At 42.2% G+C, this 18862-nt stretch carries 12 protein-coding genes and 1 pseudogene; 3 read left to right on the top strand and 10 right to left on the bottom strand.

The features are described 5' to 3' along the window. Positions 1 to 68 precede the first annotated feature (68 nt). Both MKX60_RS26410 and MKX60_RS26405 read right to left on the bottom strand, forming a co-directional pair. Positions 69 to 1817 carry a class I mannose-6-phosphate isomerase gene (locus MKX60_RS26410; RefSeq protein WP_341061429.1) on the bottom strand — a complete coding sequence of 583 codons (1749 nt, stop codon included), beginning with the start codon at positions 1815 to 1817 and terminating at the stop codon, positions 69 to 71. Positions 1818 to 1821: 4 nt separating this feature from the next. Beyond that, complete coding sequence (locus MKX60_RS26405; RefSeq protein ID WP_149647812.1) at positions 1822 to 2760, bottom strand: ROK family protein; 939 nt, start codon at positions 2758 to 2760, stop codon at positions 1822 to 1824. Between the two features lie 219 nt (positions 2761 to 2979). Between MKX60_RS26405 and MKX60_RS26400 the strand changes: the two genes are divergently transcribed. Together MKX60_RS26400 and MKX60_RS26395 are read left to right on the top strand one after the other, a co-directional pair. Next, complete coding sequence (locus MKX60_RS26400) at positions 2980 to 3918, top strand: AraC family transcriptional regulator (protein ID WP_339801590.1); 939 nt, start codon at positions 2980 to 2982, stop codon at positions 3916 to 3918. Positions 3919 to 4085: 167 nt separating this feature from the next. Then, the gene (locus MKX60_RS26395) at positions 4086 to 4373 is read left to right on the top strand and encodes a hypothetical protein (protein WP_341061427.1); all 288 of its coding nucleotides are present in this window, start codon (positions 4086 to 4088) and stop codon (positions 4371 to 4373) included. A 38-nt stretch (positions 4374 to 4411) separates the two neighbouring features. On the opposite strand, the pseudogene MKX60_RS26390 reads toward MKX60_RS26395, so the two are convergent. Together MKX60_RS26390 and MKX60_RS26385 are read right to left on the bottom strand one after the other, a co-directional pair. Then, positions 4412 to 4678 (bottom strand): annotated as a pseudogene (locus tag MKX60_RS26390) (sigma factor); the annotation flags it as partial. 314 nt (positions 4679 to 4992) lie between these two features. Continuing rightward, on the bottom strand, positions 4993 to 5118 hold the full coding sequence (locus MKX60_RS26385) for a hypothetical protein (protein ID WP_256716199.1): 126 nt from the start codon (positions 5116 to 5118) through the stop codon (positions 4993 to 4995). Positions 5119 to 5457: 339 nt separating this feature from the next. On the opposite strand from MKX60_RS26385, the gene MKX60_RS26380 reads away from it, so the two are divergent. Continuing rightward, positions 5458 to 8610 (top strand): amidase family protein, encoded by a 3153-nt coding sequence (locus MKX60_RS26380; RefSeq protein ID WP_341061426.1) that lies wholly within the window; start codon positions 5458 to 5460, stop codon positions 8608 to 8610. Positions 8611 to 8829: 219 nt separating this feature from the next. Here MKX60_RS26380 and sigK (MKX60_RS26375) read toward each other — a convergent pair whose 3' ends face one another. The 6 genes from sigK (MKX60_RS26375) to MKX60_RS26350 form a co-directional block, all read right to left on the bottom strand. Continuing rightward, positions 8830 to 9360, bottom strand: a complete 531-nt coding sequence (gene sigK, locus MKX60_RS26375; RefSeq protein WP_341061425.1) for an RNA polymerase sporulation sigma factor SigK — start codon at positions 9358 to 9360, stop codon at positions 8830 to 8832. Between the two features lie 94 nt (positions 9361 to 9454). Further along, complete coding sequence (locus MKX60_RS26370; RefSeq protein WP_341061424.1) at positions 9455 to 9694, bottom strand: hypothetical protein; 240 nt, start codon at positions 9692 to 9694, stop codon at positions 9455 to 9457. 367 nt (positions 9695 to 10061) lie between these two features. After that, positions 10062 to 12035, bottom strand: a complete 1974-nt coding sequence (locus tag MKX60_RS26365; RefSeq protein ID WP_341061423.1) for an alpha/beta fold hydrolase — start codon at positions 12033 to 12035, stop codon at positions 10062 to 10064. Between the two features lie 60 nt (positions 12036 to 12095). Beyond that, positions 12096 to 12701, bottom strand: coding sequence for a TetR/AcrR family transcriptional regulator (locus MKX60_RS26360; RefSeq protein WP_341061422.1), 606 nt, complete (start codon positions 12699 to 12701; stop codon positions 12096 to 12098). 805 nt (positions 12702 to 13506) lie between these two features. Further along, positions 13507 to 14208 carry an RNA polymerase sporulation sigma factor SigK gene (gene sigK / locus MKX60_RS26355; protein ID WP_042125228.1) on the bottom strand — a complete coding sequence of 234 codons (702 nt, stop codon included), beginning with the start codon at positions 14206 to 14208 and terminating at the stop codon, positions 13507 to 13509. A 244-nt stretch (positions 14209 to 14452) separates the two neighbouring features. Next, complete coding sequence (locus MKX60_RS26350) at positions 14453 to 18808, bottom strand: glycoside hydrolase family 3 C-terminal domain-containing protein (RefSeq protein ID WP_341061421.1); 4356 nt, start codon at positions 18806 to 18808, stop codon at positions 14453 to 14455. Positions 18809 to 18862: the final 54 nt, after the last annotated feature.

Genomic DNA, 18862 nt, shown 5'->3' with positions numbered 1-18862 from the left:
TCCTTCTCGAAATGCTCATTCTTTAATGATTCGAACAGCGTTTTCTTTAGCTTTATTCGAAAATTCAGCTATGTTCTAACATAGGCCTTGATTGTCCCCATTTCTTTTCCTACGCTATTACCATGGGGGCGTATCGAATAGCTGCCAACCATTGCAGGAATGATAAATGTTTCAGCATAATGAACTATAAATGGCTCAAAGGCATTTGTAGGGCTTTCGACTATAGCTTCCTCCCCCTCTATTAGATTGAGAACATTGACACCGCCATCTGTGTTATGGATGACTGGTCCTGAGAACCAATGTCTTCTAGTTTCAATAAACTGCCTGTCGTGTAAGCCTGTCTTTTCTTCGATCCATCCATCGCCTTCACCCATTTGTTCTAGACAATTGATTATATTTTCACTGACCCACTTCTCGTCTCTTTCCCATTGAATAGAATTGATTCCGTGTTCAAGATGGACAGGTCTTGGTATCCCATCCATCCCCAACCGTCCCCAATCCCATAATTTAAACGTGAAGTAATTGGGTGTTGCACTTATTTCTAATACCAAGGAATCTTTACCCTGCGAATGAATAGTACCTGCTGGTATTAAAAAATGGTCATGCTTTTTAGCTGGAAATTGATTAATATACTTTTGGTCGTCAAATTTACTGCCTTCATCATATGATTGTTTTAAATCTTGAATCATTTCATTGGAATTTATATCATCCTTGACACCCAAATAAACGATAGCATCTTCTTTTGCATCAACGATGTAATAGCTTTCATCTTGCGTATAATGCACCCCAAACGTTTGTTGCGCATAATCAACCAATGGATGAACCTGTAAACTAAGATTTCCGCCCCCAAAAGTATCTAAAAAGTTAAATCGAATCGGGAACTCCGCGCCAAAACGTCCATATACCTTTTCACCCAAAAGATCAACTGGATGTCTAAAAACAGCATTAATAGCTGGGACTTCAATTTTTACGTCCCCGTATCTTAAAAAAAGACTATTTTCTTCTGGTACACCATTAAAGCTCCAAGCATAGTTTTCAACTGACGGATCAAGACCAAGCTTTTCTTTCATCCATTGCCCTCCCCATACTCCAGGGGCAAAGTAAGGAATCACTCTAAAAGGCTGGCTGACTGTTTGCTTTAATCCAGCTAAGTAGGTTGCCCCCTCTACCAGCTTTGGTTCATTGCTGCAGTTCGTATCTAATAGATAATCTATTTTTTCAAACAACTTCCTTTTATGTCTGTCCGCAACTGGCCATTCAAAGAAATAGCCTCTTTTAATCTTTCTAACCGCATCCTCATTATGGTTGTCTGCTCTCCAATTTGAAATTTCATTATTACTATATCTTTTTTGGATTTCCCACCTTGCCAAATCAGCATATATGAGAATATCAGGATCACATACAAGAGTAGCACCAGAACCATAAATAATGATTAAACCGCTATCAATGTTACTAATAGCACTTCTAGCCTCTTCCAAACGTTCATCATCTAAAAAATCCCCAAAATTATGAAGCGATATCTTCCCAAATACTCTATCCGTTGTTAGATGAAATTTAATCATATCCGTTACTTTATCGCTAGAATAATATAAATCATCTGCAAAAATTGTATAGGCAGGTTCCATTACTGAAACAAGATTAGCTTTTAGTTCTTCCATTCTTACGCCAGGATAACAATCGACGGTAACGATAGTCTTTTGCTTTCCTAGTCTGATTATTGCCCCATTAAGCTCATTCTTAATGTTTCCGTAATCTTGCCAAGCATGATCATTTGAATTGGATACTAGTATCTCTGGGTACATATTAAAATTAGCCATTATTTTATTCCTTCCTTCTAATAGATTGCTTTAATAGATTTGCTACACCTTTAAATGTACTCAGTGAGGTTTCTTCAGAACATTCAATGTTTACCGTTTTGTTCTCAAGCGTTTCATAAACCCCATTCATAAACAAATCTTTACTTTTTGTAATTTGACCGCCAAGAATGATCGCATCTGGTTTAAAACTTTTTATATATGGATTTAAAGCTTTTCCTATATATTCTCCAAACATTCGGAATGCCATCTTTGCCCTCTGGTCTTCATTTTTGCCCATAGCGGCTAATGTTTCCACTTCGTTGTCTGATGTACTAAGGCCTAATTCATTCGCCAGTTTTAAGATACCTCTTTTAGAAATATAGTCATCGACTATGGATTGCTTAAATGGTTGATTATAGATCCATCCATTTTCCGGTATATCTTGTCTGTCTTTTACCAATTTTCCATTTTCCATAAATGCCGATCCTGCCCCCGTACCAATCGTTAAAAAGATGGATTTGTTGTAACCTCCAGCCTTGCCGGATACATGTTCTCCTAAAGCAAACAGGCTAGCATCATTATCAAAAACAATCTGAAACTCATTACTTGTCTTTGAATGAAAAGAACTTTCTTGTTTAAGACGATTTATTAATAGATCACGAAGGTTCACTTCGTATATCTCTTCAAATTTATCGATACCTTTGATGTAACTTATCCCGCTTTCATAATCAAATGGACCTGGAAATGCATAGCCAACTCCAGTTATTTCGAAGTCTTTATCCAAAATTCCATTTGTTTGCTGCTTAATGATGAACACCAAATGTTCAATGATACCTTCTTTAGTCTCTTTTGATTTCGAGGGGAAGATGGCATACGAGTTAGGAACTATTTCCCCATCGTCGTTTAAAACAGCTGATTTTATAAACAATCCTCCGACATCAAATGCGATCGAATATTTATTCATTACAACTCTTCACATCCCTTTTTGGCAAAATACCCTTTTTATATTGGATCATTCAATATTTAATTTTAGTATAAATCTTGTTCTCTCCTTAATCTTTTGAGAAACCAGTCATATTTTTATAAAATCGAGACATTCGTGATACACTCGTGGAGAAATATGCTACTATCAAAGCGGGAACATTAATGTGGTTCATCATTATTTTGAAAGGGGAAGACAGCCATGGAATGGACTGATTTGTTTATAGATGGTTCAATTGCTCTTAATCAGGAATCTATTCAAGTCAATGGAAGTGATGTTTCCATTCTAATTCACTATTGGGGTGCTCAACCCGATCATTACAATAACAAGCCACATCAACATTCTTATTTTGAACTGTGTTATATTGTCAACGGTGAAGGTGAGTATATGGATGATGGACATTCATTTCATATAACGAGTGGGTCCCTTTTCCTTTCCCGCCCCTTCGTTAAACACCAAATTTTAAGCGAAACTGGATTGGAAATTATTTTTGTTGGATTTGAAATTATAAAAACAAAATCAACAAAGAAATTAATAGAACTTTTCACTAATCTAGAAAAAACGAAAAAATTCATTATTAATAATGCTAGCCAATCTCCCGTTGTAAAACTATGGACTTCTATCCTCGTTATGGCCTGTGATTTTTACCTATTGTTCAACGACTGCTTTCAAGGCTTATGTTCTTCTTTCTATTCAAGTATTGTTGGTTTATTTAATGAACAACAAATTAAATACAAAAAGAATAAAGAAATACGTATTTATTCGTCCTTAGTATATCAAGCGAAGCTATACATCCATGACAACCTATCTCAATCATTGAAAATGAGCGATGTAGCGGATTTTATTCACATTTCAGAAAGACACTTATCACGTATTTTCCAGGATGAATTAGGCCAATCGTTTTCAAATTATATTAAAAGAGAGAGAATGAGAAAAGCCAGCATCCTCCTCTCAGATACCGACCTTACCCTCAAAGAAATTTCAGAAATGTCAGGTTTTAAAACAGTTCACTATTTTACCACTGTTTTTTCAGCAGAAATGGGAATGCCACCTGGGGAGTTCAAGAGAAAACTCAACCAACAAACGCTATTAGTACCAGAATATACTGAGACTTATTTACAGAGCGCTTCTATAAACTGATCAAGAATCTGAATAGCGTTTTTTTGTTTTCAACCAGCAAATCAAAGCACTTTGGGGATATACGTATTCGACTTGTTTTATATATTAATCTTATAAAAAAATCGACAAGTGGTAGTGTGCCCTTCAAGTAGACACTCAAAAAAAACCGATGTTATCATGAGGAACGAGTGCAACTTGGAGGGGTGTTAGGTATTGATGATTTTGCTATCCTTGAAGGTCATACCTGCAATACGGGGTTGCATGATTTGCGTGGTGACTCTTTGCTGGACATTATTCTAGGTAGGACATCGAAAGAATTACTTGCTTCTTATGAGAATCATCCTGCGATGGGTCTGCTTAATCCGGTTGCCGTGGTTATGGATTTAGCGCATTTTTCCCGCAGTAGGGGCAACTTGGAAGCACGATCATGGGAGTCACCTTCAGAAATATTGAATCGTTCGCTTCATTTGGAATGAGTTTACTTACACGAAACTATGGTAGACCTAAAAATAATTTCGGAGCCAAGGATATCTATGAGCGTGATTTCGTTACCCTCTTTGTCCGTTCCAATCGGATCGTGCAGAAATACATCTTTACGTGTTTTCTTGAGCGAACGCAGGTGCATCAGAATTTCGTTTTCGATACAACGGGCAGCAAAAGTGGCTAGCTTTGTCCCTTTGATCGGGCGATAACTTTCGATAGCTTTAATCAGGCCGATGGTGCCGATGGAGATCAGATCCTCCATATCTTCCCCAGTATTATCGAATTTTTTGAGGTTATGGACACGATGTGATGTCAAAAAAAATTAGCCAATTACAGCTTTACTATTATCAATAACAATTAATTGATCAATCAACTCTAAGTGAGATTATTCATACTTGTTAAATTGCGTCTAACAATATCCTCGGTTTCAATATGATAGCCACCGTTTTTCACACGTAGAGCAATACATTCAATATTTAGCCGAACATCTGCTAGTCCCACATAAAACACAATAATTTCAAAGCCTTATTCCTTTGTATCCCTCATCTGCCTTATAACGTTACCACCCGCTAAAGTGGTTTCCACAATGAAATCCCACTTATTCCAGATATACTACCTGGCTATTCTTATGGCTTCTTTCCCAGCAGATAATTTACTCTTTTCAGGATGCCCATTATTGATCTTGCGGGCTAGTGCATCTGGAATCATCAGCGATTCTGCTTTATGCCATTCTCCCATATAGAAATCTTCCACTTTCATGAAATGAAAAACATAATATTCTCCGTTAATTATTAGCTGTTCCTCTTCTTTTTGATTTCGTGAAATTCAAGGTTTTTGATGATGCAGCCGGATGATGATACTCAATATCCTACAACCCTAAAACATATCATACAACGTTATCTATTTAATGATATAGTTTACATATACATTACACTTAATAATTAAAAAAGCCTTTTTCTCCTTTTTATAAACTCAAAATATATTAAATTCATAATATTTATTGACTGAAACAAATACAAGTGTTATATTTCCTAACATTAAATAATAAAATACATAAAGGAAAAGGAGATTACGCACATGAATAAGTTCAAACGTCTACGTGAAACTAAAAGAGATCATTCTGGTTCCACCCGATCTGAATATTCACCAGCAAAAAAAAATTGGAGTAAAAAGCAATTTATAGCTACTTCAATTGTGTTATCTGTTATTGCTACGAGTGTAATTCCGTTCCAAACAGCTGATGCTTTAACTAGAGTTACTTCAGAAAGTGGCACAGTATGGGAGATTCATGATGTTTTTGCTCCTAGCTTAGACACAGGAAGTTTACGTACAGTTGGTGCTACACAAGTACAAGGTTTCGGCAATATCTTTGTTAAAGTGTCCTCGCCTTCAGCTCCACTGATGAATGGTCAAATGATGCGTGGGTTTGACTTGAAATACGATGGCGTTAATAAGTTTACTTCGGCTCAATCTGTAAATCTAGGAAATGTAACTGTAACACGTGAGGTGTATGTGGATACTATTCATAATCGAACGAGATTCTTTGATACATTTACTAATAAAAATGATGTCGCTATAAAAGTTGATGTATCATTCGGTGGCTCTTTAGGATATGGTACAACAACAAATGCTTCAGTAGTTAAGGCAACCTACTCAGGCGATCTAAAGGTAACAACAGATGATTCATGGATTGTTGTAGATAGCAGTGCCAGAAACAATAAGCCGCTAGGCGTTGCAGTGGGATCACCAAAACCGTTTGATAATGGATTAACAGGTCTAGGGAATCAGCAACAGGATCCATTCACAGTACCCTTAGCTGAGTATGGAAATGAAGCGAGTTTCTATGGGTTCATTAATTCACTAAATATTGGGCCGGGCGAATCGAAGTCCCTAGTAAATTATGTACAAGTTGGAGAAGCTGGTGAAGAAGGGTTGAAAAATCTGGTTGCTATGCTAGATGGACTTAATAGTCTGCTGGATGTAACAGGATTAACAAACGCACAAATTCGTTCAATTAGCAACTGGGATATATCTGCTATAGAGGGACTTGATACTGGAGATCATCTGGATATTCCAAATGCTCCTGCGGCCAAAGAATTAATAACTTCATCGCCGTATGATGTTAAGAATAAATCAATTGCAGAAATGCAGAAGGATATGATTAATGGTAAAACTACTTCTGTACAAATTACTCAAGCCTATTTAGATAGAATTAAGGTATACGATGAGGGACAATTGGGATTCCATGCATTCCTGCATGTATCTGAAACTGCGCTTAACCAAGCAAAAGCTGCTGACGATGCCCGTGCACACGGTGTAAAAGGTGATTTATTGGGTATTCCAATTGCGATAAAAGATATTTATGACACAAAGGATATGCCTACTACAGGTGGCAGTAAAGCTCTTGAAGGCTGGCAGCCTGATTCCGATGCATTCCAAGTGAAAAAGCTGCGGGAAGCTGGAGCTGTAATTATTGGTAAAGTAAATACTTCTGAGTTTGCTAACAGCGGAAGCTTTAGTGAGAGCGGCTGGCAGCAAACATGGAATGCACTCTATCCATCAAAAACATCTTTTGGCTCAAGCGGCGGGTCTGCAGTATCTGTTGCAGCTGATTTTGCAGCAGCAGCAATGGGATCGCAAACAGGGGTATCTCTCTATGCACCAACTACAGGCGCTAGCTTAAAAAGCTTCCGGGGTACAGACGGTATGGCAAGTACTACAGGAGTACTTCCACTCACTTGGGGACAAGATTATGCAGGTCCCATTGCTAAAACAGTAACTGACCTAGCCATTATATTGAATACTACAACGGGTACGGACCCACAAGATATTTTCACAGTCACTGCTGATGCAGATCATAAGCGTCCAGTGGATTGGAAGGAATCTCTGGATGCTTATGCATTGAAAGGAAAGAAAATTGGATATATTCCTGCATCCTTTGTATCTGCATATGCTGATGATGATACTGGACGGGCAGTGATAGATAAGTTCTTAGAGCTTCAAGCAGCGGGGGCGACAATGGTTGAAATGTCAGCTGTACCATCAGGCCCTAGTCGTCCTTCAGGTATTAATGGATCTACTGAAGGTTGGGCACGTTATATTGAGCTTCATAAGGACTTCCCTTATATTGATGGAGCAAGTGTACTAGCTTCAGATAAGGTGCTTATTTATAATCAAAGAGGATATAGTACTCCAACTCGTATGACTGAACAAGCTGTACAAGATTACATTAAGTATAGAACCGACTATAAGGAAGTTATTAAAAACTGGATGGACGCGAATGGCGTTGATGCTGTTGTTTATGCAGGTTTTATTAGTGACGTATATAACAATGACGCATCAGCTTCTCAATTAAGTTCTGACCGTAACACGGGCGTATTAACCTCTAATGTGGGTCTCCCTACGGTAGTTGTTCCTGTAGGAACGAATGACAGCGGATATTCTATTTCTATGCAACTGGTTGGTAGAGCATGGGACGATGCAAAAATTTTAGGCATGGGCTACGCTCTTGAGCAACAAAGTCAAGCTAGACTACTTACAACATTTGCTCCAGCACTTCAATATGTTTCAAACTCTACTAATCCTAATCCAAACACAGATAATGGACCAACCAATTCAAATACTGGAGGAGGTACACCTCCAGCAGTAACAACGCCTATAGAAACAACGGCACCTGCAGAAACAATAACACCAGCAGATAAGCCAAAAGTTGTTAGTTTTGTAGATACAATGAATCATTGGGCAAAAGCAAGCATTGACGCACTAATTGCTAAGGGATTATTGACCGGTTATTCCGATGGAACATTCCGTCCAAATTCAGGTTTGACTCGTGCCGAAGCAATTAAAGTAATTGCAACTTACATGGGACTTGAAGGACAAGAAAGTAACTTTATAGATGTATCTCCAACTCATTGGGCGAATAAGTTTATTGGTGCAGCTGCTGGATCAGGCTTGATGAACGGATATAGTGACGGAAGATTCCGTCCAGATGAGAAGATTAGTCGTGGTGAATTAGCGGCACTAATCACTCGAGCTTTTAAGCTAACAGGTACTGAAAACACATCATTCAAAGATGTTACAAGAAATGCATGGTATTATGATTCCATTGATGCACTCGCATCCAATAATATTATTACAGGATACGCAGACAGTACATTTAAGCCTGAAAAAGATATTACTAGAGCAGAGTTTGCAGCAATTGTTTCCAGATTACTAGGAACTATTAATTAAAAGAAATTCAATTAAAAATGACAGAGTACTCGAGTAACCACGTTTACAGGAAGGGCCATCCCGAAAGGGATGGCCTTATAACTTGCCGTTACAGATAGTGCGATGAACCGTATCATAAGTAGGGCGAACCCTATCCACACAAAAAACGACTCATCCGTAGACAATTCGCTTTTCAAGTCTTATTATTAATGGATTATTACTGTGTAATTGTCATCAGTCTTACCGCTTCGCCTTATAAAACTCATGATACAGCTTCATGAGCGCCCGCTTCTCAATCCGTGACACATAGCTGCGACTTATACCAAGCTCCTTCGCAATCTCCCTCTGCGTCCGCTCTTCTCCACCTGTATCCAATCCAAAACGACCAACGACAACTTCCTTTTCCCGGTCATCCAATATATCGAGATTTCGATGAATCTTGCTCTTCTCGATCTTCAAATCCACTTCTTTAATAACATCATCCGCTTCCGAACCAAGGATATCGATGAGAGTAATTTCATTACCTTCCTTGTCAGTCCCAATTGGGTCGTGCAGTGATACATCTTTACGAGTTTTCTTCAAGGATCTTAGGTGCATCAGAATTTCGTTTTCGATACATCGGGTAGCAAAAGTGGCTAGCTTTGTGCCTTTGTTCGGGCGATAGCTCTCGATGGCTTTAATCAGGCCGATCGTGCCGATGGAGATGAGATCCTCCATGTCTTCTCCAGTATTATCGAATTTTTTGAGGTTGTGTACACGATGTGATGTCATACTAGAAATGGACAGAATTATGCATGTCTCTGGGCAAGCAAACAATTAAATAGCCACGTGGAGTTCTTACGCTCCTATGTGGCCTTTCACTTAACTATCTTGAATTTTCTTCTTCAATTACAATATTTCTACTACTATTTTCCCAATCATATATTTTTCCAAACATTACCTCCATTCCGCAAGTTGTACAACTAAATAGATATCTTGATTGTATTGAATTTTCTTCTCCCTTACTAATATCACAAATAGTTACTCTAATTCGGGAGTGATCCCAGTCTGATTGACTACAACAGTTACAAACCAGTTCCTTTCCCCATATTTTAATAGTAGCCATGTTACCTCCTAAAAACTAATATTCTTAGCCGATTGATCTTAATAATACTGTATAAAAGTGAGGTTTGGTATTTGCATTCTCGTATGTCATAAGCCAATTATCAACATTTCTTTTAACCTCATCTGTAATATTGCAATGAAAAAGTCCCTTAACTACAGAGAAAAACTCAGGGCATCTTTCACCGCTTCGTCCCCCTGCTGCGTCACTTTCTCTTGACGTACCCCGGTACGCCTGCGAAAAAGTTTCTGGCTTGGAACTAAATTCGGCAAAATCTGCTCCTTTAGGAGTTCTAAGACACACCCTAATCGAACTTGACCCTTTCGACAGTATTCGCGGGATTCCTGCACCGTAGAGAACTGGACTCGTCTCATCTCTTGGTATTGAACCACTCTACAAGAATCGCAGCAGTATCATGGGGCTGAAATACCGGAAAATAATGACCATAGGGTACATCTACGCATTTAACCTGTGGATCGATTTCCTCAGGATAGTGGTAATCCTCATCTTCCTTGCCCCAGACCACTACTGTGCTCTTCGCCTGATCAGCTTTACTCCACATCCCCATCGATAACTTGTCTTGGACTCCTTTGCCCTTCCCGGTATGAATCCAGCGTAACAAATCGGTATGCGCACCCGCAATGCGTGGAGATTGCATACTGGACCTCACCTTTTCTGCAAATCTTCTAATTACACGGTGATCCGTGTCACGTTTTGATTGAAGCATACGATTCCAGCCAGCTTCGGATCGCCCGGCCAGAAGGGTACGCACGAAATCTCTTGGCATACGGGAAGCCATACGCAGAGCTGTCTGGTTAGAGTTATGACCTACGGGCTGCAATAAACCAAGCTGAATATCTGTGCGTCCGCTCCTGAATGCCGCCGTAGCCGCAATTGCGCCCCCAACAGAGTGACCGATCAGCTTCATCGGGCCTTCCAACTCGCGAAGTGCGGTGAGTAGTTCATGCACCTGGCCTTCAAACGCTTCACTCTTCTGATGAACAGGTGACCGACCGAATCCGGCCAGATCGACAAGCCATACCGGGTTTCCTGTCAGTTCCCGAAGCCGTTCTCCCAAAGGTAACATCTCATCGGCACAACTAAGCAAACCATGTACGATGATCCACGACTCTCCTTCACCATCCCAACCAAGTGCAGCCAAATTTCCTATCCGTGATCGAATACAACCGGCTGGCAAAGTCCCAGATGATGCATGACGGAGACGATAATCCAAGTCGGCTGTCACAAATGGAAGCTGTTCCCTGATATCAGGCCAGGATTGTCCCATACGTGTGAACAGAGCCTCCGTCTCTTCCACCGGAAATGTTCTGTTGGTGATAAAAGAAACCGATTCTGCTGGAACACCGCTGATCCGCGTACCGCCTGATTTCATCGCCCATTGAACCCATGTCAGTGGTACAGCCCATTTGGGCTTTGGAACATCCATTTGCTGTGACAGAAGATGCAGTAATTCCTTCATGCTAGGACTATCTTCTTTGCGCGCCAAAAGTGGATACGTTCCTCCCACTGGAGCTGTTTCTTTGGATAAAAAGACAAGGGTCTTTGCAACCACATCATTCTCCACAAGCGGCAACCAATACGATGAACCTCCCGGTACAACAGGCATGAATCGTTTCTGAATCGCCTGAATGAGCAGTCCGATACCACCCGTTTGCTCGGTTTCACCCGTGGGCCGCGGTCCCACGACTGTACTTGGATTGACAACAGACAACGGATACTGATTCGCCTCTGCATGTTCACGGATATACAGATCAGCGTGAAATTTCATTTCTTCATATGCACTTTCATGATTTTCTAGTTTGTTGACCTGAATGTATTCCCCCTTTTCGTCCCGTTGTCCATACGGGCTCATAAATCCAACAACATGGATAAAGTGTCTCAGTCCGCGTGTACGATGGATCTCGCCAGCCAGTTCCGCCACTTCCTTCGCGCCGTTCATAAAAATCTGTTCTGCTTCTTTACGCTCCAGAGTAACATCCATCGTGCCGCCAGCATGAATGATGACGTCTGCTTCGAGAACAAGCTGCCCATCAGTCAATACAAGGCCGAGACCTGGTTTGGACAAATCGCCGTGGATAAATGTAATTCGGTCGAAGTTCTTCACTCCGTAAGCTTGCAGCACAACTCTGGCTCTTGGTTCGGAACGAACAAGCAACAACAATTTTGTGTCCCCAGCCGCGAGTTGTTTTACTGTTTCCTTACCGATAAAGCCTGTACTGCCTGTCATGAAAATGATTGCTGGTTCAATTGCCCTCTTGTTAATAACCTGCTTTATGTCCCTAGTGTGCTCCGTATTTGTTTCACGAGTAGTATGAACATTCATTGTGTATTCGCCCCTTATAGTACTATTTAGTACTAATTATATTCAAAAAAACAGCTTCGTTTACCGAAGCATCTGACAAAAAGTACGTGCTGATTGTTCAATAATTCCTGTATCACGCGCGGTCTCCGCAAGTACAAGGGAACCTTCCATTGCCGCAATAAATAATGCTGCTGCTGGCCCCGGCTCGATTCCTTTACGAAACTCCCCGCCATCCAGCCCCTGTTGGAACAATTTCTCCATCATAGGCTGCAACTCACGAAAGAAACGGGATATGCTTTCTTTTACTTCCGGTGCACTGGCTGGTGTCTGCATATACAGTGTAATAAACGGACAACTTCCTTCATAATCCCGACCCTCTATGCCTGCGGACAGTAACGCCATAAACGAATAGATGCGTTCTGTTACCTCTCGTTCACGCTGACTGAGCAGCAGGTAAAGATCTGATTCATACTGGGCGATCCAGTACTGCACCACAGCATGAAGTAATTCCTCCTTGTTTTTAAAATGGTAATAAATATTCGACTTGGATACTCCGCTAACCCGTACTACCTCATCCATACTAACGTAGCTGTACCCCTGACGCAGAAATAACTGTGCAGCCACTTCAACTGCCTTGGTCCGGTTAACCGGATTGGAACTCTTAGATTTAGCAGATCCATTGTTCAATTTTTTATTCGTCATAGATAGAACTATATAGTACTAATCAAATAAAAACAAGTTTTTTGTTAATCAAAAGATCCTCTTTCACCTCAACCCCCTCCTACTTGTCCACATATAGTATTAACGCTGTGTTAAATACGTCATGGAATTACTAAACCGCTTCGGGTTATCCACATTCCAGAGATATTCACGAGGTTATTGGATCTGATCGGCAGATTCATCCTCTTTAATCAAAAGCGACTAGGGCGTGTTAGTGACTCAAAAATATATTTTCATTATATCCATATTATTACTACATCATTTCAACTCTTGTAGATATAAGTCTAGCGACAATTATTACTACTCTTTTTTTGCTATCGATCATTTCAGAGTTATCTATCTAGAAGCTTATTCCTACATTCAAAACATATATATATTAAATCTATGCATCATTTAAAGTATTCTTCTGAACACCACTTTATCTTTATTTCTCTACTTTTTTCATGAATTTTTATTAACTGATTTTAAAAAAATTCGTTGAACTATATCTTCAGCTATAAAAAACTGTCTCTTATAATAATTAAGCTGCTTCTGATATGGACCTTGGTACTTTTCATTATTCTCATATACATGTAACAATTGAATATGTAGATCATATATTTCTTTATATGACATAATAACACCCCTTAGCAGTTAAAAAGTTAATTTTCTGAATATGCTTTTTTTTATGTTCAATTAGCCCAACTACTTGAATTAACAAAAAAGCAACTCCCTTGTTGGCAAGTCGCTTTTAACAAATTCTATTGTAAATCTTTAGTTATTATCTAAGATCCTAGCGCTTAGCCTTATAAAACTCATGATAAAGCTTCATGAGCGCTCGCTTCTCAATCCGCGACACATAGCTGCGACTGATACCAAGCTCCTTGGCAATCTCTCGCTGCGTTCGTTCCTCACCACCCGTGTCTAATCCAAAGCGGCCCACTACGACTTCTTTTTCCCGGTCATCCAGAATATCAAGATTACGATAAATCTTGCTTTTCTCAATCTTAAGATCGACCTCTTTAATGACATCATCTGCCTCGGAGCCAAGGATATCGATGAGTGTAATTTCGTTTCCTTCTTTATCAGTCCCTATCGGATCATGTAATGAAACATCCTTGCGGGTCTTTTTCAATGATCTAAGATGCATCAGGATTTCGTTTTCAATACAACGGGCAGCAAAAGTGGCTAGCTTTGTGCCTTTGTTTGGACGGTAGCTTTCAATAGCTTTGATCAGACCAATAGTTCCGATGGAGATCAGATCCTCCATGTCTTCCCCAGTATTATCGAATTTTTTCACTATATGAGCTACTAATCTCAAATTGTGCTCAATAAGCAAATTTCGGGCTTTAGCATCCCCTTCAGCCATCATGCCTAAGTATTTGCTTTCCTCCTGCTCCGAGAGCGGCTGTGGAAATGCGTTGTTCCTTACGTAGGATACCAGCAACGTCAGTTCTTTAATTAGCAACGCGATCGTACTTAAGAATCCAGGCAACTTGGCGACACCTCCCGCACTTGTACAATGAAACCGATCTGTTAGCCTTACGGGTTCATGGTCATCTTATTGTATGTGGGTAGATGCCTAGAAGTGCATGTACGGGGGAAATTGTACAAACACACAAATTTATGTTTTCTATTTTTTAACCAAGTATGAACAAAAGACCTGCAGATGCCTTCGCCGTCTTGGCGAGACAACCGCAGGTTTTTATTGCCTATCGCATCAAGCTTTATCCACTAGATCATTTTTTGTAAGTATTATAGATTAGCATTGCTGCTTCGACCCGGCTCGCTGTTCCACCCGGGTTCAAATCCAATCCGTCACCTTTAACGAACCCTGCCTTAACCAGTGACGCAATGCTGCTTACCGCATAGCTTGATACCTTCGAAGCATCTCTGAATCCTTTCAGATCTACCGTTGAACCTACTTCGGGAAGCTTCCCAGCTGCCTTCAGCACCCTAGCGATCAGAACCATCATATCCTGTCGGCTGATTTCGGCATTCGGAATAAATTTTCCGTCCGCACCACCCTTAGCAATTCCGAGCGCTTTGGCGATAGACAACGCCTCGGCATAATATGTGCCTGGATTGACGTCGGCAAACTGATCTGTTGAATCCGAACTGAGCTTAAAGGCCCGAACTGCCATCACAATAAAGTCCGCTCGCTTGATCTTTGCTCCCGGTGAGAACATACCATCGCCTGTGCCTTTAATAATCCCCTCTGCCGCAAGCTTGTCGATAGCCTGCCTTGCCCAGTCATATCGGCTAGAGATATCCCGGAAAGTTATTGCTGACTGTCCCGATGTTCCCGGCTGCGAATCTGGGTTTGGTGCCTGAGACGCTGATGCGCTGCTAGTCGGCGTCGGCGTCGGCGTTGGTGTCGGTGTCGCAGTGGTTCCCGGATTCGTCGTCCCGCTGTCATTGCCACCACTGCTACCGCTTGTCGGTGTAACCGATATGTCCGACTTAACCCCTTCGCCTAACAAATTGCTTGCTGATACGGCGAATGTGTAAGATTGGCCATTGTTCAGATTCGTAATCACTGCACCAAGACTGTTATCTTTCCAGGTAATATGCTCGGTAATTGGTGTGTAGGTTTCCCCTTCCTTGACGTATACGTTGTAACCTTCAGCATTTGCGTTAGCTGGCCAGCTTATAGTGACTTGCCGATTTCCGACCTGTGCTGTCGGCACAACGTTACCAGGCACTGCGCCGCTCAAATGGATACTATCCACTCGGATATCCGGATTTTTAAAGACTAGATATAAATCATGCGTACCGGAGAGTGTCGTCAACAACTCCCCCGTTACATCGGTATAATCCAACTCGGTCACTTTAAAGGTGCTGCCTGGCACCTCACGAACTGCTGGCGCAGTCGCGTCAAATGTAACGACCGCCAAACGGGTTCCCGTTGGAGAATCTGCTCTAACCTCAACTACTGAGCTTGCATTAGTGGAAGCCCCACGCAAGGTAATGCCAGTTACACCGGATAAACGAACTTGATTAAGTGCTACCCAGGAGTTGCTGTTCTTAGACATGACGGCATAATATCCGTTCTCGGCTTCTTTTGCCTTAAGCCCTTCTGCTGTACGAAGCTTGGAGACCTCTCGATAAACTACATCTTTAGATGCAAAGGCATGATCGAAAATGTTAGCAGGCGCATTGACCGCATCAAGCTTCGCAATACTCTCATTATTGTAAGAGAGCGCTGCGGATATAGGAAGGTCACTAGACGATTTGCCTACCATCAGAGTGTAGCTTCCTGTTTCATTCACATACTCATTACGGTTGACATCCCACACGCCGAAATCAGATGGGTTCACTGTAAGCTGAACAGCCTTTGTCTCTCCGGCCGGAATGTACACTTTTTCATAGGAAACCAGCTGTTTCTTAGGTGTATGATCACCGTACTTGGAGGTATTGTTTTTGATGTACAGCTGAACTACCTCAGAAGTATTAACGGCTCCAGCATTCTCCACATCTAGGTTGATGGCAAAAGGTTCCTTGCCGCTAACATTAGACGGCACGCTTAAGTTCGAAAATTCGAAGCTGCTGTATCCCAACCCGTAACCGAATGGATAAGTTACTTGGGCATCGGTATACATGTAGGTCAGCTTACTTTCAAGCGGATCACCGTTTGTCATATCCACTGTAAATCGAGGATCGAGCTCGGCCAAAGTCACCGGAGTCGCCCCTTCAGGCAATGAATAATTATCAAGAACCGGCAAAGCATCCATTCCGGCATACCATGTCGAAGATAGGCGACCAGTAGGCGCGTAATCACCGAACAGCACATCCGCAAGTGCCTTGCTGTCGTATTGACCTGCATATGGCTGATACATAATAGCAGCTACATTCTCATTGTTTTGAATGGCCTCCATGTTCACAGGCGCATTTGACTTAACAATAACAACCGTCTTTTTCGGAAAAGCCTGCGCCACTTGAGACACAATCTTATACTGATCTTCTCCCAGGTTAAGATCCGATCTGTCGGCGCCTTCGCCTGCGCTATGTCTGGCAGGTGCACCGACGACAACTACGGCGTAATCGTTGCCGGAGGCCCAAGCGCTTGCATCTGCGCCCGCTTCCTTCAAGACAATCTCTTGAAACTTCTGATTGTCAGTTCGTGCCGCGGCGCCTGCTTGATTGGTCAGCGTCGTCGACGATAGATCAAGACGATCCGCCCCGTTCACGGTAACAAACCGGCCAGCAGAGTAGTAAGCTGTTTCAAACCCACCTCCGAAGCTCTCCGAATACGTGCCTGAGATCAGCGAGACGGTTCCGTCGCTATTTGCTTCTTGACGGAAGCGACCCGGAAGTGTACTGGCATCCGCCACATTAGAGAACGGATTTTCCACGAGATTGAGCTTGGTCGCATCGCTGTTTTGGACTGTACGGCTACTTCCGCTCGTTACGTCCTTCAGCCATTTTCCATTTGCCAGTGACAAGTAACTATAGCCGCCTTGGCCCCATGCGTAAGCCTCAAAGGCTTGGGATGCCGTATAGGCTTTTCCGGCGGCACTATAGACATAGACACTGTCTGTTACGGTTGCCATATCCGGTGCAATGAAATCCGCAGTGAGCTGAGCACCGTTCGTATAGGTGGAAGCCGTAACCGTTTGATGATTGGAGACAGAATCCAACGCAATTACGGGAGCGCCTGTACCAAAGATAACATTATCACTACCAATTGCTTCCCGAATGGCTCCAAGTGGGGACAGCCCAGCCCCAGGCAATACCGGTGTTTTAGATACAGAGTAAGTTGCTTTAAACCGGGTATCCGCCAACAGCCCCGTTACAGCAACGTTGCTGGATTTGGATAAAGGTAGCAAATTATTATCGTTCTTCAGCAGAACGACACTTTCCCGCGAAGCATCAAGCGCAACGTTCTGGTTTTCGTTCAACGTATAGATTTGCGGACTCCGGTCGCTCGCTAAATCCGAGAACGGATAACTTTTCGGGGAACCATCTGGATTTTTCTCGTTAAAATATCCAGTGCGTACCCACATCTCGATTTGTCCGCGGACGCTATTCTCTAGATCCACGCGGGTCACACCAAAAGTCCCATTATTTACAGCATTCAGAATGTTGGTGCGGGTGGAGCTTGTCGTGTTGGCATGATTTCCGCTAAGCAGCAGGAGCGCTGCCGCACCATCAGCATCCGTATAGTTCTGATAACCATTGTTGAAGCCTGCGGTCATCGCGCGATCGGCGGCTATAAAATCACCTACCGGCAGCATACTATACGGGTTTGAATTCGACGCACGGATAATATTCGGTGAGATATGGTTAGGAACTCCATTCGTTCGACCGTAAGTAGTCATAATACTTTGGACCACACCGGCTTGTAATGGATATAGGAAACTTTTCATTTGGTATTCATTAAGCGCCCGGGCGCTTGCATAAAATTGGCCGCTTGCTCTGAACCATTGTGCCAGATAGTTGGTATAATGCTTCGTCCCCAATTGAGCTTTTAACCAGAAGCCATCCTCGTTGCCAGCCTCCCCGTACCCGGTGATCCCCTTAGCCATGGAATTGATCATCGTTCCAGCAAGGACTGGGTCCTCTGCGTAGCCCTCTTCAAATCTGCCACTAAGTGGATTTGTCCGTAAATCAGATACGGCAGAGAACATCAAGGTGTTGGGATTGGCCAAAGTGACTTCTCCCCGCCGCTCGTTCCCCATGACTGTCCCCACTTTGCTGACTAGATCCTTATTCCAGCTTTGTCCCAAAGCGAGCATGGACGGCATATCTGTGCTTACACCCATAACACGGTCCACTCCGCCGGCTGCCGTTCCCGGCAAGGTATAACCTCCCGCGATTGTCCGGGCTGTGCCGGCACTCTTTTGATCCGCGTAATACGCCAAATCCTCGATGCTCATATCAGCTAAAATCAAATCTACAAATGCGTCCAGATGACTAGGTACACCATCAAAGATCGGCATGTTGGATGCGCCTCTAGCAAACTCAATCGCTACATTGTCAGCCGCTCTCACCTGATTCGGTGCGATCGTTGATATCATGGAGATGATAAGCGCCATAATCAGGGTGACCACAACTAGTTTTCTGAGGGTAAAACCTTTCATTCCACTGCTCATGTGATTGCTCCTTTTAATTTTTTTGGACAAGTCTCTCGCATGTAACTGATGACA

It is taken from the genome of Paenibacillus sp. FSL R5-0914 (assembly GCF_038004525.1).
In the GTDB taxonomy this organism is placed as follows: Bacteria; Bacillota; Bacilli; order Paenibacillales; family Paenibacillaceae; genus Paenibacillus_AQ.
Note: the sequence above shows the minus strand (reverse complement) of the source record. Positions and strands in the feature narration are given on the sequence as shown.